Genomic DNA, 25,056 nt, shown 5'->3' with positions numbered 1-25,056 from the left:
TGATTAAACCGTCAGCTTTTCGAGCGTTTTGAAGCCATAACGCTGCAAAACGGGCAATAATTGTTCAGCTTCTGTCGTCATTGCCATGCAGAAGGCAATGTTCTCATCAGTTGATTTCGCATCAGGCGCTTCATGTTCTAATAACCAAGCCGTTCGACGCGCAATCGCTGCTCCTGAATCCACCAGTCGCGTCCCTTCAGGAAGAACCTGCAAAAGTTCTTCCTGTAATAGAGGGAAATGCGTACATCCCAAGACCACCGTATCCGGTGGCTCTGGCATCCGTAGCCACGGCCGCAGAATACGACGCAGTTCCTCCAGGGAAACGGGTTCACCGTGGAGCTTCGCTTCAGCCAGCTCCACCAGCTCAGCAGATCCCAGCATTGCAATCTGGCATTCGTTAGCAAACCGCTCAATCAGTTCGTGCGTATAAGAGCGCTTTACTGTCGCACGCGTAGCCAGTAACCCGACGATGCCATTAGCCGTGAGTCGCGCCGCCGGTTTAATAGCGGGTACAACACCAACTACCGGGAAGGCGAACTTTTCGCGTAAGGCGGGGAGTGACACCGTACTTGCGGTATTACACGCGATGACAGCAAGTGAAAGGGGGTAGCGCTGCTGAACCGCAGTAACTATCTCAACGACACGCTCGACAATAAACTCCTCGCTCTTCTCTCCATAAGGAAAGGCAACGTTATCGAAAGCGTATATATAGTGGAGATCCGGCAAGAGATTCCGGATCTCATTGTAGACCGACAACCCACCGACGCCGGAATCAAACACCAGCACGGTGGGACGTGGATCAGAAGGTGTAGCTGCCAGACAAGGTGTATTCCCGTCCTGCAGTTTGGTAGCCATATACTGTCTCGTAATCTTTATCGAACAGGTTGGCGATTTTACCACGAACTGTCAGCTGTGAGGTGACCGGATATGAAAGTCCAATATCCCACAGACTAACACCACCTAGTTTAACCGGATGAGAAGTGCCGGTTGCTTCGTCATAGGCGTTGTCATTGCGCTGCCCCATATACTGGTAAGCCACATTCCAGCCGAGATCATAAATCTGCCCCGTCAGCTCATACTTCACCTGCTGTTTCGCACGGCGAGCAAGGGTCTTATTGGTTTCATCATCGCGCGGATCAACATATTGCAGCGTCAGGTGATGTTCCACCGGGCCGGTCGTCACATTCCCCGTCCACTCAAGCCCCTTAATAGTTGCCGACTTGACGTTGACATACTGGTTGAGGCCATTAGTGCTTTTATAGTCTATCAGGTTTTGAATTTCATAACGGTATGCCGAGAGACGCCAATCCAGTGGCCCGGTTAAACCATCAATCCCCGCTTCCCACTGTTTAGACTCTTCTGGCTTCAAATCCGGGTTGGCAGAGATACCAGAATAATATTCCGAAGCATAACGTGTAGCGCCAAACTGCTGACCCAGAGACGGCGCCAGGAAGCTGGTTCCGTAGGAAAGCGTTGCGCGATAGCCGTCCACAAACTCCCAACCGGCGGCGGTCTGCCACGTACCATGCCAGCCAAACTGCTCGTCGTGGTCTTCACGGCCTGAAGCTTCCAGCGTCACACTATCGATCTGCTGTTGCCCGGTCAGGTAAAGCCCGGTGGTATCGCGTTTGTAGACATCGGATTTTGTTGTGCTGCTGGATGTCAGCTTTTCCTGTTTCCAGTCAACACCACCATTAATCGCCCCATGCCCGACCTCAACGCTATTACCCCACTGGATATAGCGCTGTTCCATGTCATCCAGCGTGGCATCACCCGCATAGCGACCAAGATTATTGGTGTAGTTGTAATTTTTAAGATGTTGGTAATTAGCGATCAGTTGGGAAGAATAGATACCAGAATTGTAGCGCAGACCTGTATCCCAGGATTGGTTGTAATTCTGGCCTTCTTCATTACCTTTAGCAGAACCATATGCTGAACCCTGGTCGTAATCGCTGTTAGCGGTATAGCTATAGCCGCGGAAGAAGCCAGAGAGGTTATCGTCAAACTTGTGCTGCACGCCACCCCAGAACAGCTTATTACGGTAGCCATCACGATCGCTGTCACCGCTGTAAGGAGAATTAGGCTGGATATTAAAGCCTTTGGTGGTCTGGTACGCGCCGGCCGCTGTCACCATCGTGTCGCCAAAACGCTTGTTAACCGCACCATCATAGGTCTGGTAGCCGTGCGTTCCCATCCCTGCATTTATTTGCGCGCGCTCATCATCCGACATGGTAATGATATTGACCACACCACCAATCGCGCCAGATCCGTACACCGCTGAACGTGGTCCGCGAATGTATTCAATGCGTTGCACCAACGATACCGGAATCTGACCAATATCAATCGCGTTGCCAATACCCGCACGCGCCATTGGCACACCATCAATCAATACCAGAACATGGCGCGATTCAGTGCCACGGACATACAGAGAAGAACTACTCCCCATACCGCCACTCTGCGAGATGTCCACACCAGGAAGGCGGCGCATTACGTCATTGAGATCTTTTGACTGCCAGCGCTGAATATCTTCATGTGTCACCACATCGGTAGGCGCCAGAACAGTATTAACAGGCTGCTGAAAACGGTTCGCAGTGACGACGAGTGTATCCGGGCTAGCGTCCTGCGCCCAACCAGAAGATGCCGCGACGGAGAGTGCCGTCAACAGCAACGATTTTTTAATCATTGTAAAGCATCCACAATATAAGAAGGATGCCGCAGGCCCCACCGATAGTACGCGATGGTGAAAACCAGATGCGACGTTAGCCGGCAGGTCTTCGGGCTTGGAAGGTTATTCAGGATATAGAATAAAAAGAAATGAAGACTTCCCACCCGCAGGCAGTGTCTGCTTACGCTCTCATCTCACCTTTCTTTACCGCTGCGCGTCAGCTCCAGATTCACACTGGATTCCCTATTAACTCACAGGACCGGAACGCGGATGCTACAGTCTGTTACAACCTTGTGTCCAGACCGTATATCACAATATCGGAAATCATCAATAACTGGACATCTACTGAGCAATCCCTACAATCCCCGCGTACTTTTATTTTTCAGGATACATCATGACCCCCGAACACCTTCCGACAGAACAGTATGACGCGCAGTTAGCTGAAAAAGTGGTGCGTTTGCAGAGCTTAATGACACCATTCTCTGATCAAGCTCCGGAAGTGTTTCGCTCACCGGTCAGTCATTACCGCATGCGCGCTGAATTCCGCCTGTGGCATGACGGTGATGATTTGTATCACATCATGTTCGATCAACAGACCAAAAGCCGTATTCGCGTCGACAGCTTTCCGGCGGCCAGCGAACTCATCAACACGCTGATGACGGCAATGATTGAAGGTGTTCGCAACAACCGTATCCTGCGTCACAAACTCTTCCAAATTGATTACCTCACCACTATGAGCAATCAGGCGGTGATATCTATGCTGTATCACAAAAAGCTGGATGACGAATGGCGCCAGGAAGCCAAGGTATTGCGTGACGCGTTGCGTGCACAGAATCTGAACGTGCATCTGATTGGTCGGGCAACCAAAACCAAAATCGAGCTCGATCAGGATTATATCGACGAGCGTTTGCCGGTTGCGGGGAAGGAGATTATCTACCGCCAGGTTGAGAACAGCTTTACACAACCCAACGCCGCCATGAATATTCAGATGCTGGAATGGGCGATTGATGTCACCAAAAATTCAAAAGGCGATCTGCTCGAACTTTACTGCGGCAACGGTAACTTCTCACTAGCCCTGGCACAAAATTTCAACCGCGTACTGGCAACCGAAATCGCCAAGCCATCTGTTGCAGCCGCACAGTACAACATTGCGGCCAACCACATAGATAACGTACAAATTATTCGTATGGCAGCTGAAGAGTTTACTCAGGCGATGAACGGTGTACGTGAATTCAACCGTTTGCAGGGAATCGATCTGAAGAGCTACCAGTGTGAAACCATTTTCGTGGACCCACCGCGTAGCGGTCTGGACAGCGAAACGGAGAAGATGGTGCAGGCGTATCCGCGAATTCTGTACATCTCTTGCAACCCGGAAACACTGTGTAAGAACCTGGAAACATTAAGCCAGACGCACAATGTTTCACGTCTGGCTCTGTTCGATCAGTTCCCGTATACGCACCATATGGAGTGTGGTGTATTGCTGACAGCAAAGTAGTTTGCAGTCCTGTAGGCCCGATATGCACAGCACCATTGGGCCTACAGAGCGGAGAAATTATTCAGAGATCTCCTGCTTACGGTTACGCACTTTGAAGCCGATCCAGAACACCAGAATTACCGACAGTACCGCCGGGAAGAAGTTAGAGCCGATATCCGGATATTCAGCCCGCACTACGGTACTGTACAGCAGGACGCCGAGAATGAAACAGGCAGCAGCCAGACCCGGCAATCCCACAGGCATGGTGCGATTTTGGTAACGTTGATGCAGGCAGTAAACCGTCAGCACCAGCGAAATAATCGGGAATACAGAGAATGGCACAATGGAGCTAAACAGCGCCGCGAATGTGCCATTGATCGATAAGCCAGCAACCAGCGCCAGCAGCAGAGTACCTTTATCTTGACCTGACTGTTTCATTGCTCGTCCTTCTCGTTACTCGGAGTGATGCGTCATCTTCTCTTGTTCACGGCGGTACCAATAAAATGCGCCTTTCGCGATCATGCGCAGCTGCAGTACCAACCGCTCTTCCAACTGCCGGCGCTGTTCTGCGCCAACATCCAGTGCCTCTGCCCCCGCACTGAAAACAATCGTCACCATGGCTTCAGCTTGCGCTTCAGTAAACGCACGAGGCATATGGTTTTCGAGTTCCAGATAGTCCGCAAGTTCCGCAATGAAATGCTGAATTTCACGCGCTACCGCTGCACGAAACGCTGCGGAGGTACCAGAGCGCTCGCGCAATAATAAACGGAAGGCGTTGGGATTGTTGCCAATGAATTCCATAAATGTTGAGACCGAGGTACGGATCACACTACCGCCCTTGGCGATACGCTGACGCGCCTGGCGCATTAGCTGGCGCAGCATCAGACCACTCTCGTCTACCATCGTCAGGCCGAGTTCATCCACATCGCGAAAATGGCGATAAAAGGAAGTTGGGGCAATGCCCGCTTCACGAGCGACTTCTCGTAAACTGAGGCTGGCAAAACTACGTTCTGCGCTCAGTTGACTAAATGCAGCTTCTACCAGCGAACGCCGGGTTTTTTCTTTTTGTTGCGCTCTAACGCCCATCACGATGTCTGAATCCTTCCATATACCTTGCTGGCACTATACCAGAGATTAGGTTGTTGGCATGGCTTTGTGAATGTTTGTTTACGCGCAGTTTGTGCTTCGACTTCGCAAAAAAGCACAACGATAATTGGGTTATCCCGACAACGATGTTACTATTCTGTTGCTTTTATGTATAAGAACAGGTAAGCCTGACCATGTCACATTCCTACGATTACGATGCAATAGTAATAGGTTCCGGTCCCGGCGGCGAAGGCGCTGCAATGGGTCTGGTTAAGCAAGGAGCTCGCGTCGCGGTTATTGAGCGCTATCATAACGTCGGCGGCGGTTGTACTCACTGGGGCACTATCCCGTCTAAAGCGCTCCGCCACGCAGTCAGCCGTATCATTGAATTCAATCAGAACCCCCTTTACAGCGACCATTCCCGACTCCTCCGCTCCTCCTTTGCCGATATTCTCAATCACGCTGATAACGTGATTAACCAGCAAACGCGCATGCGGCAAGGGTTTTACGAGCGTAACCACTGCGAAATTCTGCAGGGAAATGCCCGCTTTGTTGATGAACACACCATTGCTCTGGAATGCCACGACGGCACAGTGGAAACGCTAACGGCAGATAAATTTGTTATCGCCTGTGGCTCACGCCCTTACCACCCTGTTGATGTCGACTTTTCCCACCCGCGCGTTTACGACAGCGATTCTATCCTCAGCCTGCACCATGAACCTCGCCATGTGCTGATTTATGGCGCTGGCGTGATTGGCTGTGAATATGCGTCGATCTTCCGTGGAATGGACGTCAAAGTTGATTTAATCAACACCCGCGACCGTCTGCTAGCGTTCCTCGACCAGGAGATGTCCGATTCGCTCTCTTATCACTTCTGGAACAGTGGTGTTGTTATTCGCCACAACGAAGAATACGAGAAGATTGAAGGCTGTGATGATGGCGTCATCATGCACCTGAAATCCGGCAAAAAGCTGAAAGCCGACTGCCTGCTGTACGCGAATGGTCGCACCGGGAATACAGATTCACTGGCGCTGGAAAACATTGGCCTGAAAACAGACAGCCGCGGGCAGCTCAAAGTGAATAGCATGTACCAGACAGCGCTGCCGCATGTGTATGCCGTGGGAGATGTTATCGGCTATCCGAGCCTTGCATCTGCAGCCTACGATCAGGGGCGCATTGCCGCCCAGGCGCTGGTGAAAGGTGAAGCTAGCGCACATTTGATCGAAGACATTCCGACTGGCATTTACACCATTCCGGAAATCAGCTCTGTCGGGAAAACCGAACAGCAGTTAACAGCAATGAAAGTCCCTTACGAGGTTGGTCGTGCTCAGTTTAAACATCTGGCTCGCGCCCAAATCGTCGGGATGAGTGTAGGAACGCTGAAGATCCTGTTCCATCGTGAAACCAAAGAGATTTTAGGGATCCACTGCTTTGGAGAACGCGCTGCCGAAATTATTCATATCGGTCAGGCGATAATGGAGCAAAAAGGTGGTGGTAACACCATTGAGTACTTCGTTAACACCACCTTTAACTACCCGACCATGGCGGAAGCCTATCGGGTAGCGGCGCTAAATGGCCTAAACCGCCTGTTTTAACGCACTGTCGAAATGGCCATCCATTGCTCCACGGATGGCCTCTGCCAGCTGTTCATAACGGCTGCGCAGCGGCGAGCCAGGACGATACACCAGGCCAATCGTACGGCGTGGTTCAGGCTTAATGCACGGCAAATAGACAACACCATCACGTTTACGCTCCGGTGGAACCGCCAGCGCGGGCAGTAAGGTAATACCGCTGCCTGCCGCCACCATGTTACGCAGCGTTTCCAGGCTGGTAGCCCGGAAATGGGTATCTTCATCTGCACCCGCTTCAAAGCAGAAACCCATCGCCTGGTCACGCAGACAGTGGCCATCTTCCAGCATCAGCAGTTTTTCACCCGCCAAATCGGACATCGGAACGCACTCGCGATTTGCCCATGAATGTTCTTCATAGATCGCCAGCAACATCGGCTCATCAAATAGCGGAACTTCGATGAATGCCTCACTCTCTTTCACCAGCGCCAGAATTACGCAGTCAAGCTTACCGCTATCCAGTTGCGCCAGCAGCTGATGCGTCTGCGCTTCATGCAGGTACATTTCCAGTTTCGGGAAGGTCTGGTGCAACATAGGGATAATATGCGGCAGCAGATAAGGTCCCACCGTTGGGATCAAACCAATATGCAGAGGACCAGACATTGTCTCGCCTTGTTGGCTTGCCATCTCCTTGAGCACTTTGACCTCACGCAGCACAGTGCGCGCCTGATCCACCAGCAGTAGACCTGCCTGAGTGAACAGCACTTTACGACTCGTACGCTCCAGCAGCATAACGCCAAGCTCATCTTCCAGCTTACGGATTTGCCCGCTAAGCGTTGGCTGGCTGACGTGGCAGGAGTCCGCCGCTCGTCGGAAGTGACGATGTTCGGCTAGCGCTACCAGGTATTCAAGATCACGAATATTCATTATTCATCCTCCATTGCCACGATAGTTCATGGCGATAGGTAGCATAGCAACGAACGATTATCCCTATCAAGTTTTCTGTTTAATAATGCACCACAGAAACGGAGCGGTACCCTTTAACCCTTGAAGTCACTGCCCGTTCAGAGAGTCTCTCTCATACTCGAAATAACTAAAGCCAACGTGAACGTTTGCGGACCTCTGGTCCGCTTTTTTTATTCTGACCCTTTACTGGAATAAGGTGCCGAATGTTACTCAATGCGGTCTTTCACAATGAAGAAATAGCACAGCGCGCCAGTGAAGGTCACACAAGCGGCAATGACTAACGCCAAGTTAAAGGAGTGCGTGGTATCCACTACCCAACCGGTAACGATAGGAGCGAAAGAGGCAAACACAAAGCTGCCAAAGTTTTGAATAGCGGCAACAGAAGCCACTTTAGTTTCCGACACCATCACCTGCACCAGTCCCCATGCCGAGGTTCCCGCAAAATGTACGCAAAACAACGCCATCGAAATAAACGCAACGGCCTGTGTGGGTGAGGAAGATTGTACGACCAGTAGCGTACCCAATGCAGACAAAATCAGGCCGCAAACAATTGCTGTTTTGCGCGTTTTCGCCAAGTCGTAACCTTTCTTCGCCAAACGATCAACAACAATACCGTTCACCCACATACCTACCGCAGCAGCAAGGAAAGGAATCGCTGCAACCCAACCGGTCTTCGCTAGGCTAAAACCCTGCTCAGCCTGCAAATAACCCGGTAGCCAGGCAATATAAAGCCAACCGGTATAGTTCACGCCAGAAAAACCTAAAATCATACCCCAGGTCGTACGATGCTTAAACAGTGCCAGCCATTCACTAAATTGAAGTTGTGGACGTGGTTTAGCAGGTGCCGAGAGATAAGTACGTTCTTCGTCCGTCAGGATAAATTGCGCCCGATTGCGATACCAGACGTACCAGCAAGCGCCAACAACAATCCCCGCCACACCAATGATCACAAACATTGCGCGCCATCCCCATGCTATCTGCATCAGCACCAACGCAGGAGGTGCAATCGCCTGACCAATAACGGTAGATGAGTTAAATATCCCTAACGCTGTACCACGTTCTTTTTGTGCATACCAGTCGGTAATAGACTTCACCCCAGCCGGCATAAATGGCGCTTCACCAATACCCAGCCCAATACGCATGATAATAAAGTGGCTGAAGGAATTTACCATTCCTGTTAACGCCTGCATTAATGACCAGAATATTAATCCTGCACCTAATACAATTCTTGGACCAAAACGGTCTAGCAATATACCTGAAGGGAGTTGTGAAAAACCATAAGACAGGGAAAATGCAGAAAGCAGGACACCAAACTCTGTCGCAGATAACCCTAACTCTCCACGAATTGCTTCACCAGCAACACTCAATGATGAGCGATCCAAAAAATTAACTATTCCGGCTATAAATAATAAAACCAGAGTCACGTTCTGGATACGACGAATCCGCTGCGGTTTATTACCCACAGCATTACCTGACAAATCAACGTCCATTTTTAGCTCCTTGAGCTGAATTAATAGATATGATTGCTATTTAGAGAGCAATTGATAAATTGTATAAATAAAAATAAAGCGACAGAAATATGGCTTCACTTAGATTTCAAATCGCTACCAATTCCACAGTGTGCCATCTTCCAGACGTGCAACCGGAAGATACGCAGGGTCATAGGGATATTTTGCCGCCCGCTTTTCATCGAAAGCGATGCCCAGTCCCGGTTCATCACCAGGATGCATATAGCCATCATTAAAGCGCCAGTTATGTGGGAAGACTTCCAGCATTTGTTCGGAGTAACCCATATATTCCTGAACGCCAAAATTGGGCACCCAGAGATCAAAATGCAGCGCCGCTGCATGGCAAATTGGTGATAAATCTGACGGGCCATGAGAGCCGGTACGCACCTGGTAGAGCGAGGCAAAATCAGCGATTCTCCGCATACCCGTAATACCGCCCGCGTGAGTGATGGTGGTGCGGATATAGTCAATTAGCTGCTCTTCGATTAACTGTTTACAGTCCCAGATGCTGTTAAAAACTTCCCCTACAGCAATCGGTGTGACGGTATGCTGACGGATTAAGCGGAAACATTCCTGATTCTCCGCTGACGTCGGATCTTCCATCCAGAACAGACGAAAATCTTCAATACTCTTACCAAAGCGAGCTGCTTCAATGGGCGTGAGCCGATGATGCATGTCGTGCAACAGATGTTCGTTAAAACCAAACTGGCTGCGCACGGCATCAAACAATTTGGGCGTGAAGTCGAGATATTTTTCTGTGGACCAAAGCTGCTCTTCCGGCCACTGACCTTTTGTCGCCGGTTCGTAAGCCAGCCCTTTGCCCTTCGCAAGACCATAAGTGGTCTTCATACCTGGCACACCACACTGCACACGAATCGCCTTGAAGCCCATTTGCTGGTGTTTCGCATAGTCGTCAAGCACTTCATCAATTGTGCGCCCGGTCGTATGGCAATAGACCATGACCCCTTCACGGGAAGCACCGCCCAGTAGTTGGTATAACGGCATATTGGCCGCTTTAGCCTTGATATCCCACAGCGCCATATCTATGGCAGAAATCGCCGACATCGTAACTGGGCCACGACGCCAGTAAGCGCCTTTGTAAAAGAATTGCCAAATATCTTCAATACGGCTGGCATCTCGGCCAATTAGTTGCGGACAAAGATGATCTTTCAGATAGGATGCAACTGAAAGTTCGCGACCATTTAAAGTCGCATCCCCCAAACCGCAAAGCCCTCCTTCAGTGGTTATTTTTAGCGTAACGAAATTACGCCCCGGACAGGTTACAAAAACTTCCGCACCGATAATTCTCATTATCTTGATCTCCTGTGGTTAAAATAGACATATCAAATTTAATTTCACGCCTACTACCATACAAGATCAAAAAAGTAATTATTCGACAGTAATCACATTAAAAATAAAACTCTCCGAGAGGATTTTAAATATCCTCAAAAATAATCAAACCCATTCATTAATCTCGTTAAAATAACACGTTAAACAATCTCATAATAAATCCATGGCAATCATAAAATTAACTCAATTTCGATTATAAATTATATTTCATTAATGCAGTGATATATCTTTAATCGAAAAAAATTTATTAAAAGTGAGGAGTTGCGCAGAAAAAATGAATGCTATGCGAAGAGGACAAAATATTACCAGTCACTGGAGTTAACACTCCGGTTGATGAAGATAAAACAGATAAATATAGCCATCACTCCCCATTTTCAGGGGAGTGATAAAAAAGATTAGCTCAGACGCGCCTTCGCGTAGTCAATCGCTTGTGCGACTTGCTGCGGTGAAACACCACCTTTTGCCGCACGTTTATCGAGACACGACTGCAGCGACAGAATCGGGTAAACATCATCGCTAATTACGCTGCTGAACTTCTGTAAATCAGCAAGCGGCAACGCTTCCAACGGTTTGCCCTGACGAATCGCCTCTACGACCGTTTCACCCACAATATGGTGCGCTTCACGGAACGGTACGCCTTTCGCTACCAGATAATCTGCCAGTTCGGTGGCGTTAGCATAGCCCTGCTGCGCCGCTTCCTGGCAGCGTGGGCGTTTCACCTGAATACCGTCCAGCACCAGTGCAGCCATATGCATGCAGTCCAGCCAGGTATCAAGAGCATCGAACAGCCCTTCTTTGTCTTCCTGCATATCTTTATTGTAAGCCAGCGGCAGTCCTTTCAGCGTCATCATCATTCCGGTCAGCGCGCCCTGTACACGACCGCACTTGCCACGAATCAGCTCTAACGCATCCGGGTTTTTCTTCTGCGGCATCAGCGATGAACCAGACGTCACGCGATCGGACAGCTCAACAAAGCCCGCTTCGCCGGTATTAAAGAAAATCAGGTCTTCGGCGAAACGCGACAGATGCACCATACCGATAGAGGCGTCGGAGAGCAGTTCCAGCACGTGGTCGCGGTCAGACACACTGTCCAGGCTGTTACGGGTTGCCGAAGCAAAGCCCAGCCAGTCGGCCAGTTGCTCACGATCGATTTCATAGGCGGTGCCAGCCAGCGCGCCGCAGCCTAACGGGCTAACGTCCAGGCGCTTGAGCGTATCCTGCAGGCGGCTCTCATCACGTGCCAGCATTTCTACATAGGCCAGACACCAATGAGCAAACGTCACCGGTTGCGCGCGCTGCAGGTGAGTGTAACCCGGCATTACGGCGTCCTGGTTGTTCTCCGCCGTAACCACCAGCGCACTTTGCAACTGTCGGTTCGCGGAAAGCAATTCAATCACTGTGTCTTTGCACCACAGTTTGAGATCGGTCGCAACCTGGTCATTACGGCTACGACCAGTGTGCAGTTTTTTACCAAGTTGACCGACTTTATCGATCAGCTTACCTTCCACCCAGCTATGAATGTCTTCGGCATCGCTCTCAAGAATTTGCTGCGGATTCACACGAACCTCTTCCAGCAAAGTGTTCAGCGCCTCTTCCAACTGGAGTTGTTCATCCGCAGTCAACACGCCTACCGTTACCAACGCTTTGGACCAGGCGACAGAGCCAGTAATGTCCTGCTCCGCAAGGCGATAGTCGAAGCGCAAAGAGTCATTGAACTGTTTGAACCGTTGATCCGCAGCCTGTGTAAAACGCCCACCCCAAAGTGCCATAACTTTTTTCCTTAAGTTCTTCGATTTCAATGCCGCCGGATGATGCTATGTTCATCCAGCCTTCGGTCTTGTAGGCCCGGCAAGCAAAACGCCGTCGGGCATAAAGTCTTAAGCCAAAATACGTGTGCCAATCGGCGTGCCGTTAAACAGCGCCGGAAGCTGTTCTGCATGACGCCAGGAAGCGATATCCACCGGACGACCCAGCGTACGGGCAGCATCCAGCGCGGCGTTCACCTTCACTATCATGCCATCAGTAATAATGCCCTGCTCGATCAACTGTTCCGCTTTCGCAGCGGTCATTTCGCCAATACGCTGACCTTTGCCATCGAGGATACCACTAACGTCAGAAAGCAGGATCAGATCCGCGCCCAGCGTTGCCGCCAATGCCGTCGCCGCCTGATCGGCATTGACGTTCATCAGTAACCCATCATCTGTTACGCCAATGGAGCTGACGACCGGCAAAAAACCGCTTTCCAGCAGGGTATTAATCAGCTTAGGTGAACCCGGTTGCGCCAACCCAACGTGGCCTAACTCTTTATCAAGCGGGGTTACTTTAACGCTATCACCATCGCCAAGATACAGACCCACTGAAGAAATACGATGTTTTTTCGCCCATGCCAACAGCGTTTTATTCGCGGTTCCCGCCAGCGCACCGGTGATGATGTCAATCTGATCGGCAGGCGTCACACGCAGGCCATTTTTCTTTTTCACAGGCAGGTTAAGCTGTTTCATCAGCTCATCGACCACGCAGCCACCACCGTGCACGATGACCAGTGGACGCTGATGCGACTCACGATAATTCACCAGCGCGGTAAACAGACGCTCCAGCGCCTCTTCGCTATCCAGTAACACACCGCCCAGCTTGATAATTAATGGATTCATCATTGCACCCTTAAATAAGAGACTGCGTTTCAGCAAAGCCGAAACGGATATTTGCACACTGCATGGCCTGTGCTGCCGCGCCCTTCAATAAATTATCTTCTGTCGCTACCACAATCAGATGCTCACCCTGAACGGCGAATCCGATATCGCAGAATGGTAAACCAACCACGTTTTTCAGTGCCGGTACACCTTTGTCATACAGACGTACCAATGGCTTATTGCTATACGCCTGCTGTAACACATCGGCGACCTGGGCGTGGGTGATACCCGGCTGCAAACGGCAGGTGATGGTTTCCAGAATCCCGCGCGGGAAGTTGCCCAAATGTGGTGTGAAAATAACGTCCGCCCCCAGATGAGTAGCAATTTCTGGCTGATGGCGATGGGTAAACACGCCATACGGCTGCAGACTGACCTCGCAAAAACTGTTCGATATTGCCGCTTTACGGCCCGCGCCGCTCACGCCACTGGTGGCGTTAATCACAGGCCACTGGCTGAGATCCAGAAGATAGGCATCAATCAGCGGCTTGAGTGACAGTTGCGCTGCTGTCGGGTAACAACCGGGGACGGCAATCAGATTCGCGTCTTTCAGTTTGTCTGCGCTCCACTCAGCCAGGCCGTACACCGCCTGCTCCAGCAGGTCCGGGTGCTGGTGAGTAAAGCCATAATATTTTTCATAGAAGGCGCCGTCGTTTACACGGAACGCACCCGAGAGATCGAATACCACACAACCCGCTTGCAGAAACTGTGGCGCCAGGTCATGGCTCACTTCATGCGCTGTTGCGAGGAACACAATGTCAACCCCTGCGCTAAACTCGCTAATATCCGACATTGGCTGCAATGGTAAATCAACAATGCCCTTTAACTGCGGATGTAAATCAGAGATTAATTTTCCTGCATCATTGCTTTGCGCTGAGACAGTCAAAGCGGTTATGGTCATATCAGGATGGCGATTTACATAGGTCACAAGCTCTGCGCCAGCATAGCCACTGGCGCCCACAATCAGCGTATTCAACATCGGGGCTGTTCACCTTCTTATATTCGGTTGCCAGGTATAAGCCTTTATCACCTCACCTTACACTTGGTGGGTTTTATTACGCTTAACGTTAGTGTATTTTTATTCACAAATAATGCATGAATATTGATACTATCATGACCCGAGGTGTGTCAACAATGAAAAACAATTTACCGCCATTTATCGAGATTTACCGCGCTCTGATTGCCACACCGTCGATTAGCGCCACGGAAGAAGCGCTCGATCAAAGTAATGCAGGTTTAATCACTATGCTGGCGGACTGGTTCAAAGAATTAGGCTTCAGTGTTGAAGTCCAGCCTGTTCCCGGTACGCGCAATAAATTCAATATGCTGGCAAGTATCGGACAAGGTGCAGGTGGTCTGTTGCTTGCGGGCCATACCGATACCGTACCGTTTGATGACGGACGATGGACGCGTGATCCATTCACCCTGACCGAACACGACAATAAGCTCTATGGCCTGGGCACGGCGGATATGAAAGGCTTCTTCGCCTTTATCCTCGATGCGCTGCGCGATGTGGATGTCGCGAAACTGAAAAAGCCGCTCTACATTTTGGCGACCGCCGATGAAGAAACCAGCATGGCGGGGGCACGCTATTTCGCTGAAACCACCTCGTTACGCCCGGACTGTGCAATCATTGGCGAACCGACCTCCCTGCAACCGGTTCGTGCGCACAAAGGTCATATTTCTAATGCGATACGTATTTTGGGGCAGTCTGGTCACTCCAGCGATCCGGCGCGTGGCATTAACGCTATCGAGCTGATGCATGACGCGATTGGCCACATCATGAAGCTGCGCGATGACCTGAAAGAACGTTATCACTATGAGGCGTTTACGGTTCCGTACCCCACGCTCAATCTCGGCCATATCCACGGGGGCGATGCCGCCAACCGCATTTGTGCATGCTGCGAACTGCACATGGATATTCGTCCGCTCCCGGGCATGACGCTCAACGACCTCAATGGGTTACTAAACGATGCACTGGCTCCGGTCAGTGAACGCTGGCCGGGTCGTCTGACGGTATCCGAACTGCATCCACCCATCCCTGGCTACGAATGTCCGCCAGATCATCAATTGGTGGAAGTGGTTGAAAAACTGCTGGGCGCGCAAACGGAAGTGGTGAACTACTGCACTGAAGCGCCGTTTATCCAGACGTTATGCCCAACGTTGGTACTCGGACCGGGTTCAATTAATCAGGCGCACCAACCAGATGAGTATCTGGAAACACGCTTTATTAAACCAACTCGCGAATTGATAACCCAGGTTGTTCATCACTTCTGCTGGCATTAATTTATATTGCCCGGTGGCGTAACGCTTTCCGGGCCAACAATCGCGTGCATGCCAGCCGTGATCGTTTTGTGCTCAGTTTTGTATATTCCCATAAGCATTTCTTATCTGGCAGGTTGTGAATTAACTTTCGTAAATTCCCGCCATTTATTCGTTTGCTGAACCGATTTCGCAGCAATTGACGTCAGGGGTTTTACGTGGCTTTATAAAAGTGAATAAAGTTGAGCCTGAAAGATTTCGCAGCGCAGCAAGACGGCAAGCAGGCACATCCCAGGGAGCATAGTGACCAGGGTGAGCAAACGCAGCCAATACCGCTGTGCGTGAAAGCTACAGGGCAATCAAATTAAAGATGGGGTGTCTGGGGTCATATGAACGAACAATATTCCGCGTTGCGTAGTAATGTCAGTATGCTCGGCAAAGTGCTGGGAGAAACCATCAAGGATGCGCTGGGAGAGAACATTCTTGATCGCGTAGAAACAATCCGTAAGTTGTCCAAATCATCTCGCGCTGGCAATGAAGCTAATCGCCAGGAGTTGCTCACCACGCTACAGAACCTGTCTAATGACGAGCTACTGCCAGTTGCCCGCGCGTTTAGCCAGTTCCTGAACCTGGCCAACACCGCCGAGCAATACCACAGCATTTCGCCAAAAGGCGAAGCTGCCAGCAACCCGGAAGTGATTGCTCGCACCCTGCGTAAACTGAAAGCCCAGCCCAACCTTGATGAAGCCACCATCAAAAAAGCAGTAGAGGCGTTGTCTCTGGAGCTGGTACTGACCGCACACCCGACCGAAATTACCCGTCGCACGCTGATCCATAAAATGGGTGAGGTCAATGCCTGCCTCAAACAACTGGATAACAAAGACATCGTCGATTACGAACGCCACCAACTGATGCGCCGCCTGCGCCAGTTAATCGCCCAGTCCTGGCATACGGATGAAATCCGTAAAATACGTCCCAGCCCGGTTGATGAAGCCAAATGGGGCTTCGCCGTGGTTGAAAACAGCCTGTGGGAAGGTGTGCCGAACTATCTGCGTGAACTGAACGAACAGTTGGAAGAGCATCTGAACTATAAGCTGCCCGTCGATTTTGTCCCGGTCCGATTCACCTCCTGGATGGGGGGTGACCGTGACGGCAACCCGAACGTGACGGCGGATATCACCCGTCATGTACTGTTGCTCAGCCGCTGGAAAGCGACCGACCTGTTCCTGAAAGACATCCAGTTTCTGGTTTCTGAGCTATCGATGGTCGATGCCACTCCGGAGCTCTTAGCGCTGGTGGGTGAAGAAGGGGCGGCAGAACCTTACCGCCACCTGATGAAAATGCTGCGTTCACGCCTGATGACGACCCAGGCCTGGCTGGAAGCGCGTCTGAAAGGCGAAAAATTGCCAAAACCTGCAGGCTTGTTGACGCAAAACGAGCAGCTATGGGAACCGTTGTACGCGTGTTACCAGTCTCTGCAAGCTTGCGGTATGGGTATCATCGCCAATGGCGAACTGCTCGATACCCTCCGCCGGGTGAAATGTTTTGGCGTACCGCTGGTGCGTATCGATATTCGTCAGGAAAGCACCCGTCATACCGAAGCGCTGGGCGAACTGACCCGTTATCTGGGAATTGGCGACTACGAAAGCTGGTCAGAAGCAGACAAACAGGCCTTCCTGATCCGCGAACTGAATTCCAAACGTCCACTTCTGCCACGCAGCTGGGAACCGAGTAACGAAACCCGTGAAGTGCTCGACACCTGTCGAGTGATTGCCGAAGCACCTTATGGCTCTATTGCCGCCTACGTTATCTCGATGGCGAAAACGCCGTCAGATGTGCTGGCCGTTCACCTGCTGCTGAAAGAAGCTGGCATTGGTTTTACCATGCCGGTAGCGCCGCTGTTTGAAACGCTGGACGACCTGAACAATGCTGACGATGTTATGACTCAGCTGTTAAATATCGACTGGTATCGCGGTCTGATTCAGGGCAAACAGATGGTCATGATCGGCTACTCTGACTCGGCAAAAGACGCAGGCGTGATGGCGGCCTCCTGGGCGCAATATCAGGCACAGGATGCGCTGATCAAAACCTGCGAAAAAGCCGGCATTGAGCTGACGTTGTTCCACGGCCGTGGCGGTTCAATTGGACGGGGTGGCGCACCAGCCCATGCCGCGTTACTCTCCCAGCCGCCTGGCAGCCTGAAAGGCGGACTGCGTGTGACTGAGCAAGGTGAGATGATCCGCTTCAAATACGGTCTACCGGAAGTCACCATCAGCAGTCTGTCTTTGTACACGGGCGCAATTCTGGAAGCCAACTTGTTGCCACCGCCAGAGCCGAAAGATGCCTGGTGTCATATTATGGACGAGCTTTCAGATATCTCCTGCGAACTGTACCGTGGTTATGTTCGCGAAAACAAAGACTTTGTTCCGTACTTCCGCTCTGCAACCCCGGAGCAAGAGCTGGGTAAATTACCGCTCGGCTCACGTCCGGCAAAACGCCGCCCAACTGGCGGGGTAGAGTCTCTGCGAGCCATTCCGTGGATTTTTGCCTGGACCCAGAACCGCCTGATGCTTCCGGCATGGTTGGGTGCAGGTACCGCGCTGCAAAAAGTGGTTGAAGATGGAAAACAAAGCGAGCTTGAAGCAATGTGCCGCGACTGGCCTTTCTTCTCCACGCGTCTTGGCATGCTGGAAATGGTGTTCTCGAAAGCTGACCTGTGGCTGGCAGAGTACTACGATCAGCGTTTGGTCAAAAAAGAGCTCTGGCCGCTGGGCGAAGAACTGCGTCACCGTCTGGAAGCTGACATCAATGTGGTGCTGGCGATTGCCAATGACTCACATCTGATGGCCGACCTGCCGTGGATTGCCGAGTCTATTCAGTTAAGAAATATTTATACTGATCCGCTAAACGTTCTACAGGCAGAGCTTTTACATCGTTCGCGCCAGGCGGAAGAACAAGGTAAAGCACCGGATCCACGCGTTGAACAAGCGCTGATGGTCACTATCGCAGGTGTTGCTGCCGGTATGCGTAATACAGGTTAAGTTAATCCCCCGTCACCCTCGTGCTATTGCGCGGGGGTGGCCTCGAAAACGCTTGTCATAACCACTTCATTTCAAATATATTTCCAGCCTGATTCATTCATTTCATGAATAAATCATCAACAAAACGCGATATTTACGTCGCGAAGCTTCAGTTCCTCTTAATATTTAGCCGCTACTCTTGGCGACACGATTAAAGACAGGCTCACACTATGCAATCCTTACAACTCCAGCCTAAACCTTTGTTTAGCTGGAAAGCCCTGGGTTGGGCGCTCCTCTATTTTTGGTTTTTTTCCACCTTACTACAGGCCGTTATTTATTTCAGTGGTTACAGCGGGTCTACCGGATTACGCGACTCTTTACTGTTCAGCTCACTGTGGTTGATCCCAGTATTCTTATTTCCAAACCGTATTCGCATTATCGCCGCCGTTATTGGCGTGGTGCTGTGGGCTGCTTCACTGGCTGCGCTGAGCTATTACGTTATTTACGGACAGGAGTTCTCGCAGAGCGTTCTGTACGTGATGTTTGAGACCAACGCAAACGAAGCCAGCGAATACCTGAGCCAATACTTCAGCCTGAAGATTGTCCTTATCGCATTGGCCTACACGGCAGTTGCTATTCTGCTGTGGACCCGCCTGCGCCCGGTCTATATTCCGTCACCCTGGCGTTATCTGGTGTCGTTTGCGCTGTTATACGGTCTGATTCTGCATCCGATGGCCGTTAATACGTTTATTAAACACAAACCTTTTGAGAAAACGCTGGATGGCCTTGCTTCACGTATGGAGCCAGCCGCGCCGTGGCAGTTTATCTCAGGCTACTATCAGTATCGTCAGCAACTGACCTCATTGAATAGCCTGCTGAATGAGAACAATGCGCTGCCGCCACTGGCTAACTTTAAAGATAACTCAGGTGATGCCCCGCGCACGCTGGTACTGGTGATTGGTGAATCAACTCAGCGTGGACGCATGAGTTTGTACGGTTATCCACGTGAAACCACGCCTGAGCTGGACGCATTGCACAAATCTGATCCTAATTTAACCGTGTTCAATAATGTCGTGACCTCACGTCCGTACACGATTGAAATCCTGCAGCAGGCGCTGACCTTCGCTAACGAGAAGAATCCGGATTTGTATCTGACGCAGCCGTCACTGATGAATATGATGAAACAGGCGGGGTATAAAACCTTCTGGATCACCAATCAGCAAACAATGACTGCGCGTAATACCATGCTGACCGTATTTTCTAAGCAGACGGACAAGCAGTTTTATATGAATCAGCAGCGTACCCAAAGTGCGCGCGAATACGACAGCAACGTGCTGGCTCCATTTAAAGAAGTCATGGCTGACCCGGCACCGAAAAAGTTCATCATCGTTCATCTGCTGGGTACGCACATTAAGTACAAATTCCGTTATCCGGAAGGTCAGGGCAAGTTCGATAATAATATCGACAACGTTCCTCCGGGTCTGAGCAGCGATGAACTGGAGTCATATAACGATTATGACAATGCCAATGTTTATAACGACCACATCATTGCTAGCCTGATCAAAGATTACAAAGCGACCGATCCGAACGGCTTCCTGCTCTATTTCTCTGACCACGGAGAAGAGGTATATGACACACCGCCGCATAAAACGCAGGGTCGAAATGAAGACAACCCAACTCGCCATATGTATACGGTTCCGTTCCTGCTGTGGACCTCTGAAAAATGGCAGGCCGCGCATCCACGAGATTTCTCCCAGGATGTGAATCGAAAATACAGCAGCTCTGAGCTTATCCATACCTGGTCTGATTTAGCTGGCTTCACTTACGATGGATTCGATCCGACCCGTGCTATTACCAACCCGCAGTTTAAAGAAACAACCCGCTGGATTGGTAATCCGTACAAGAAAAACGCCCTGATTGATTACGATACCCTGCCGTATGGGGATCAAATCGGGAATCAGTAATAGAATGCCTTATCCGGCCTACGATCCACTCAGTCCCGTAGGCCGGAAAGCGCAGCGCCATCCGGTAATTTATCACTTGAGACTCCCCGCTTTCGACGCTACTGTTTCCCTGTCTGCGATCTGCAAGGGATTAACATGTATCACGACATCAGCCATCTTCTCTCCCGCCTGATTAACGGCCCGACACCACTGTGCAAGGTGTATTTCCCCAGTACTAATGGTTCAATGCCAGAGCTGGCATATCAGGTTGATTTTCCGCGACTGGAGATTGTGCTGGAGGGCGAATTCACCGATAGCAGTGTTGCAGGCGCATCCACTACGTTAACGCCTTATGATGTTCTGTATATCCCGGCAGGGGGCTGGAACTTCCCACAATGGCAAACACCGGTAACGACGCTGAGCATCTTATTCGGCAAACAGCAACTGGGTTTCAGTGTCGTGCAGTGGGATGGTAAGCAGTATCAAAACCTCACAAAGCAACACGTCGCACGACGCGGGCCACGTATCGGTTCTTTCCTGTTACATACACTCAATGAAATGCAGATGCAGCCTCAGGAGCAGCAAACGGCCAGACTGATCGTCTCCAGTCTGCTCAGCCATTGTCGCGACCTGCTGGGAAGCCAGATCCAGACGGCGTCACGCAGCCAGGCGCTTTTTGAAGCTATTCGTGACTATATTGACGAACATTACGCCTCTCCGCTCACCCGGGAATCCGTGGCCCAGGCGTTCTACATCTCTCCAAATTACCTTTCGCACCTGTTTCAAAAAACAGGGACCATTGGCTTTAACGAATACCTGAACCATACGCGGCTGGAGCACGCAAAGACGCTACTAAAGGGTTACGATCTGAAAGTCAAAGAAGTGGCCCACACCTGTGGATTTGTTGACAGCAATTACTTCTGTCGCCTGTTTCGAAAAAATACCGAGCGTTCACCTTCAGAGTATCGTCGGCAATATCACAGCCAGTTGACGGACAAGAAAGTTAGTCCAGAATAAGATGAGTATGTTGTGGTGCCGACAGTACTTTACGTACGGCACTCATCACCCGTTGAGGTTCCCGCAAAAAAGCGCTAATTCCCGACTGGACGTAACGACTTTGCGTAAATCGCTCAGCACCTGCCAGCTCAATATCGGTAATCAGCAACACCACATCGGCGCGACTAATATCGTCTTCCGTCAAACGATTCTCCGTTCCCAGCGCCCCCTGAGTTTCAATCTTGATGTTCCACTTGTCCTGCTGAAAGAGTTTTTCCAGCCGCTCGGCAGCCATATAGGTATGTGCGACGCCGCTGACGCAAGCGGTCACTGCAACCAGATATCGAACAGATGCGACTGCCATATCAACCTCCTACGGTTACCTGAAATCCGGCGTCTTCTGCCATCTTACGCAACGTCGCCACCTCTTGTGCTGACGGGGCGGGCACATCCTTCATCGACCACTGCTGCCCAAGAAGGCGATATTTCGGCTCACCATACTGATGAAACGGTAGCAGATGTACTTGCTTTATATCTAATGATGACAATAAGGTCAGCGCACGCTGCATGTTCTCCACGCTGAGCGTAAAGCCCGGAATCAGCGGCAGACGAGGGATCACATTGACCCCCTCACCAACTAATAGCTGTAAATTCTTTAGTACGCGCGGCAGATTCATATTCACCACCTCGCGAGCCTGGCTTTCATCCATAATTTTAAGATCGAAAAGCACCTCATCGCATAACTTTGCCAGCGGGAGCAGACGACTGGCGGGAGCATCCCCCGCCGTTTCAATCGCGCACTGCACACCGTTGCGTCGCAGACGCTGTAAAAACCGGATGGCGAAAGCGGCCTGCATCAGTACTTCGCCACCAGAAAGCGTCACCCCGCCACCAGAGGTTTGAAAGAAAATATCATCTTTCATTACCTCACGTTCCAGCGCATCAAGGGAGATATCACGACCAATGTGCTCAAACGCGCCGGAAGGGCATTCATCGACATCTCGCAGACACGGCGCGCAGTGCAGACATTTACTCTCCCGCCGTACTGTTTCAATACGCGGGGAAATAGATTCAGGATTAGCACACCACGGGCAGGTGTGCGGGCAGCCTTTAAAAAAGACTACAGTGCGGATCCCCTGCCCGTCATTCAGCGAGTAACGCTGAATATTGAAAATGCGTGCAACCTCCTCGCCGGATATCTCCACAACCTCACAGTTGATGTGCGGTCCGGCGAATAATGTCATCCTGAATCTCCTTCGATAATTCGACAAAGAAAGCGCTGTATCCAGCCACGCGAACCACTAGTCCGGCGAAGTCCTGCGGACGCTGCTGGGCTTCCCGCAACGTATCGGCATTCACCACGTTAAACTGGATATGCTGTAGTTTAAGCTGGGTAAACGCCCGCAAGAAATCCGCCAGCTTGCGCAAACCAGCCTCACCTTCCAGCGTGGCCGGTGTGAACTTCACGTTCAATAACGTGCCGTTCGACAGCAGGGTGTTGTCCAGCTTACTAACTGACTTCAGCACCGCTGTCGGCCCCTGCATATCCTGACCGAGCATCGGCGATAAGCCGCCATCAGCCAGCTGCTCCCCGGCATAACGACCGTCCGGCGTCGCCCCAACGACCGATCCCAGCGGTACGTGTGCAGATACAGTATATGAACCGGGTGTAAATTGCCCACCGCGCGGATTCTGGTATTTTTCCACCTCTTTACAATAATGACGCAGCAGTTCGGCACTGATGTTATCCACATCATCAATATCGTTACCGTATTTCTCAAATCGGTTAATCAGTCTGGCGCGAATTTTCTCGCCCTCCGTCGTAGCGAAATTACGCTTCAATACCGACAACAGCTCGTCAAAACTTAAGCGCTGCTGTTCGAATACCAGCCCATTAAGGGCATGCAGAGAGTCACTCAGGTTGGCAATACCGATCCCTTGTACGCCGGAGAAATTGTAACGCGCTCCACCATCGGTGATATCGCAGCCCTTCACCAGACAATCGTTAATAAACGAGGAGAGCAACGGTACCGGAGCCCAGTCACGATGACCGATGTCGCAAATATTACTCCCCTCCACCATCAGGGTAATGTAGTGGCTGATTTTGGCTCGAATGTGTGACAGCAGACCTCCGAACGTCAACTCGTGGTTACCCTCATTCTCATACAGGCTGATTTCCATCACTTTCAGCAAATTAAACATGGCAATATCGTGCAGACCGTAGGTTCTACCCGGGATCGACAGCTCCACACAGCCCACCACCGCGTAATCTCGCGCATCTTCCAGCGATACGCCCCGGTTCAGGAAAGCAGGCACCACCACTTCGTCGTTAAAGACTTGAGGAATACCGGTGCCCAGGCGGATGGTTTCCGCCGTTTTCATCAGGAATGGCGTATCAATTAACGCATTGGTGCGTACACCGAGATTTGGCTGTGGTAGTTGCACACTCTGGTAGGCATCAAGGCAGAGGAAAGAGAGCACGTTTACCGCACTGCGCCCGCTCTCCGTCAACCCACCAAGCAATGCGGTATACCCCGTCGGGAATCCGGCGAAGTAGCGCGCGCTACTGGTGGAACGCAGCAGCACGATGTCATTGCATTTCACCCACAGCGATTCGAGCAGCTCTTTTAAGAAGGCTGGATCGTCTCCCTGGGTCAGGGAAACCTGGTAAAACGGCAGCATATACTGATCAAAACGTCCCAGCGAGAGCGAGCTGGCATTGGATTCATACTGCAGAATGATGTTCATGTACCAGAACAACTGGCACGCCTGCCAGAAAGTTTGTGGCTTATGTTGCATGTTATGACGAGAGTTAGCAGCAATAGCGAGCAGTTCCTGACGACGATGCGCATCCGGACAGCTTTCCGCCATTTTCTCTGCCAGTGTGGCATAACGTTGAATGTGGTTTTGCGAGGCCTCAAGTAACAACAGCGCCGCCTGATAAAAATGGTTATCCGGATTCAGTCGACTATGTGTACGCATCTGCGATACCAGTTCACCCAACCCGTGTTTCAACAGGTGCGGATAATCAATAATGATATGCCCCTGTCCTTTATCCGTTTGGTTAATGCTAAAAATCTGTGTACTGACTGCCGCCTTCACCTCATCGGTCATCTGGCCGTTGATGAAATCTTTCATCGAGCGTTTTTCCCAGTAGGGAAACAACACCTCGCGATAGAGACGCTTATCTTCTTCGCTGATGTCAAAACGATCCTGCGGACGTGTCGGGAACTGATCCAGCTCCTTAAGCAACCAGTACGGGTCCATTTCCGGCGACATAATACCTGCTCGCGGCTTCACGGTACGGTTCCCGGCAATCAGCTCCTCATCACGAATCGATATTTCAACATGCTCAAGGATATATGCGGTTGCTTTAGCCCGACGCAGAATAACCGGCTCCCCTTCTGTCTGCTGATGGCTAGCGGTATACAGCTGCGCACGCTCGAGCGAAATCTCACGATGGTTTTTAAACAGAGCGGCTTTGAGGCGTTGAATACGATTCGTCATGAGGCAGGCTCCCTGGCATATAAA

The 25,056-nt window shown here is 51.0% G+C and carries 19 protein-coding genes and 1 riboswitch; of the genes, 6 read left to right on the top strand and 13 right to left on the bottom strand.

Features of this window, described 5'->3' with window-relative positions:
• Positions 1–3 precede the first annotated feature (3 nt).
• Both murI and btuB read right to left on the bottom strand, forming a co-directional pair.
• Positions 4–855 (bottom strand): glutamate racemase, encoded by an 852-nt coding sequence (gene murI, locus AACS05_RS24715; protein ID WP_045449386.1) that lies wholly within the window; start codon positions 853–855, stop codon positions 4–6.
• Positions 800–2,683 carry a TonB-dependent vitamin B12 receptor BtuB gene (gene btuB, locus AACS05_RS24710; protein WP_045449384.1) on the bottom strand — a complete coding sequence of 628 codons (1,884 nt, stop codon included), beginning with the start codon at positions 2,681–2,683 and terminating at the stop codon, positions 800–802. The genes murI and btuB overlap by 56 nt, the downstream gene beginning before the upstream one ends.
• Positions 2,684–2,748: 65 nt before the next feature.
• A riboswitch (cobalamin riboswitch) is annotated at positions 2,749–2,944 on the bottom strand.
• A gap of 115 nt (positions 2,945–3,059) precedes the next feature.
• On the opposite strand from btuB, the gene trmA reads away from it, so the two are divergent.
• Positions 3,060–4,160, top strand: a complete 1,101-nt coding sequence (trmA, locus tag AACS05_RS24705) for a tRNA (uridine(54)-C5)-methyltransferase TrmA (protein ID WP_045449383.1) — start codon at positions 3,060–3,062, stop codon at positions 4,158–4,160.
• A 57-nt stretch (positions 4,161–4,217) separates the two neighbouring features.
• On the opposite strand, the gene AACS05_RS24700 is transcribed toward trmA, so the two are convergent.
• Both AACS05_RS24700 and fabR read right to left on the bottom strand, forming a co-directional pair.
• On the bottom strand, positions 4,218–4,577 hold the full coding sequence (locus AACS05_RS24700) for a YijD family membrane protein (protein ID WP_045449381.1): 360 nt from the start codon (positions 4,575–4,577) through the stop codon (positions 4,218–4,220).
• 15 nt (positions 4,578–4,592) lie between these two features.
• On the bottom strand, positions 4,593–5,228 hold the full coding sequence (gene fabR, locus AACS05_RS24695) for an HTH-type transcriptional repressor FabR (RefSeq protein ID WP_003028862.1): 636 nt from the start codon (positions 5,226–5,228) through the stop codon (positions 4,593–4,595).
• Positions 5,229–5,419: 191 nt separating this feature from the next.
• Between fabR and sthA the strand changes: the two genes are divergently transcribed.
• Positions 5,420–6,820, top strand: a complete 1,401-nt coding sequence (gene sthA, locus AACS05_RS24690) for a Si-specific NAD(P)(+) transhydrogenase (RefSeq protein WP_045449379.1) — start codon at positions 5,420–5,422, stop codon at positions 6,818–6,820.
• Here the strand turns inward: sthA and oxyR are convergent.
• The 6 genes from oxyR to argC all read right to left on the bottom strand — a co-directional run bounded on the left by oxyR (position 6,803) and on the right by argC (position 14,283).
• The gene (oxyR, locus tag AACS05_RS24685; RefSeq protein WP_045449377.1) at positions 6,803–7,720 is read right to left on the bottom strand and encodes a DNA-binding transcriptional regulator OxyR; all 918 of its coding nucleotides are present in this window, start codon (positions 7,718–7,720) and stop codon (positions 6,803–6,805) included. The two genes, sthA and oxyR, sit on opposite strands and share 18 nt — an antisense overlap.
• Before the next feature lie 245 nt (positions 7,721–7,965).
• Complete coding sequence (locus AACS05_RS24680; RefSeq protein ID WP_045449376.1) at positions 7,966–9,249, bottom strand: MFS transporter; 1,284 nt, start codon at positions 9,247–9,249, stop codon at positions 7,966–7,968.
• A 114-nt stretch (positions 9,250–9,363) separates the two neighbouring features.
• On the bottom strand, positions 9,364–10,578 hold the full coding sequence (gene manD, locus AACS05_RS24675) for a D-mannonate dehydratase ManD (protein WP_045449374.1): 1,215 nt from the start codon (positions 10,576–10,578) through the stop codon (positions 9,364–9,366).
• A 434-nt stretch (positions 10,579–11,012) separates the two neighbouring features.
• Entirely contained in the window at positions 11,013–12,386 is a 1,374-nt protein-coding gene (argH, locus tag AACS05_RS24670; protein ID WP_045449372.1) for an argininosuccinate lyase, read from the bottom strand.
• Positions 12,387–12,494: 108 nt separating this feature from the next.
• Positions 12,495–13,271 carry an acetylglutamate kinase gene (gene argB, locus AACS05_RS24665; protein ID WP_144243093.1) on the bottom strand — a complete coding sequence of 259 codons (777 nt, stop codon included), beginning with the start codon at positions 13,269–13,271 and terminating at the stop codon, positions 12,495–12,497.
• Between the two features lie 7 nt (positions 13,272–13,278).
• Positions 13,279–14,283, bottom strand: coding sequence for an N-acetyl-gamma-glutamyl-phosphate reductase (gene argC, locus AACS05_RS24660; RefSeq protein ID WP_045449369.1), 1,005 nt, complete (start codon positions 14,281–14,283; stop codon positions 13,279–13,281).
• A gap of 155 nt (positions 14,284–14,438) precedes the next feature.
• On the opposite strand from argC, the gene argE reads away from it, so the two are divergent.
• The 4 genes from argE to AACS05_RS24640 all read left to right on the top strand — a co-directional run bounded on the left by argE (position 14,439) and on the right by AACS05_RS24640 (position 21,546).
• The gene (gene argE, locus AACS05_RS24655; protein WP_045449364.1) at positions 14,439–15,590 is read left to right on the top strand and encodes an acetylornithine deacetylase; all 1,152 of its coding nucleotides are present in this window, start codon (positions 14,439–14,441) and stop codon (positions 15,588–15,590) included.
• Positions 15,591–15,955: 365 nt separating this feature from the next.
• Entirely contained in the window at positions 15,956–18,607 is a 2,652-nt protein-coding gene (ppc, locus tag AACS05_RS24650) for a phosphoenolpyruvate carboxylase (protein WP_045449361.1), read from the top strand.
• Between the two features lie 209 nt (positions 18,608–18,816).
• Positions 18,817–20,550: a phosphoethanolamine transferase CptA gene (locus AACS05_RS24645; protein ID WP_045449359.1), complete on the top strand. Its 1,734-nt coding sequence runs from the start codon at positions 18,817–18,819 to the stop codon at positions 20,548–20,550.
• A gap of 135 nt (positions 20,551–20,685) precedes the next feature.
• Positions 20,686–21,546: an AraC family transcriptional regulator gene (locus AACS05_RS24640; protein WP_045449357.1), complete on the top strand. Its 861-nt coding sequence runs from the start codon at positions 20,686–20,688 to the stop codon at positions 21,544–21,546.
• Here the strand turns inward: AACS05_RS24640 and AACS05_RS24635 are convergent.
• Genes AACS05_RS24635 through AACS05_RS24625 form a run of 3 tightly spaced genes read right to left on the bottom strand, consistent with a single transcriptional unit; the run spans position 21,533 to position 25,032 of the window.
• Complete coding sequence (locus AACS05_RS24635; RefSeq protein WP_045449354.1) at positions 21,533–21,889, bottom strand: PTS fructose-like transporter subunit IIB; 357 nt, start codon at positions 21,887–21,889, stop codon at positions 21,533–21,535. The genes AACS05_RS24640 and AACS05_RS24635 overlap by 14 nt on opposite strands.
• Position 21,890: 1 nt before the next feature.
• Entirely contained in the window at positions 21,891–22,769 is an 879-nt protein-coding gene (locus AACS05_RS24630) for a [formate-C-acetyltransferase]-activating enzyme (protein WP_045449352.1), read from the bottom strand.
• A complete protein-coding gene (locus AACS05_RS24625; RefSeq protein ID WP_045449351.1) occupies positions 22,735–25,032 on the bottom strand; it encodes a formate C-acetyltransferase in 2,298 nt (765 codons plus the stop codon). The genes AACS05_RS24630 and AACS05_RS24625 overlap by 35 nt, the downstream gene beginning before the upstream one ends.
• Positions 25,033–25,056 lie beyond the last annotated feature (24 nt).

Source organism: Citrobacter sp. S-77 (assembly GCF_963864895.1).
Taxonomy (GTDB): Bacteria; Pseudomonadota; Gammaproteobacteria; order Enterobacterales; family Enterobacteriaceae; genus Citrobacter; species Citrobacter murliniae.
The sequence above is the reverse complement of the archived record's forward strand: the minus strand, read 5'-3'. Positions and strand labels throughout refer to the sequence as shown.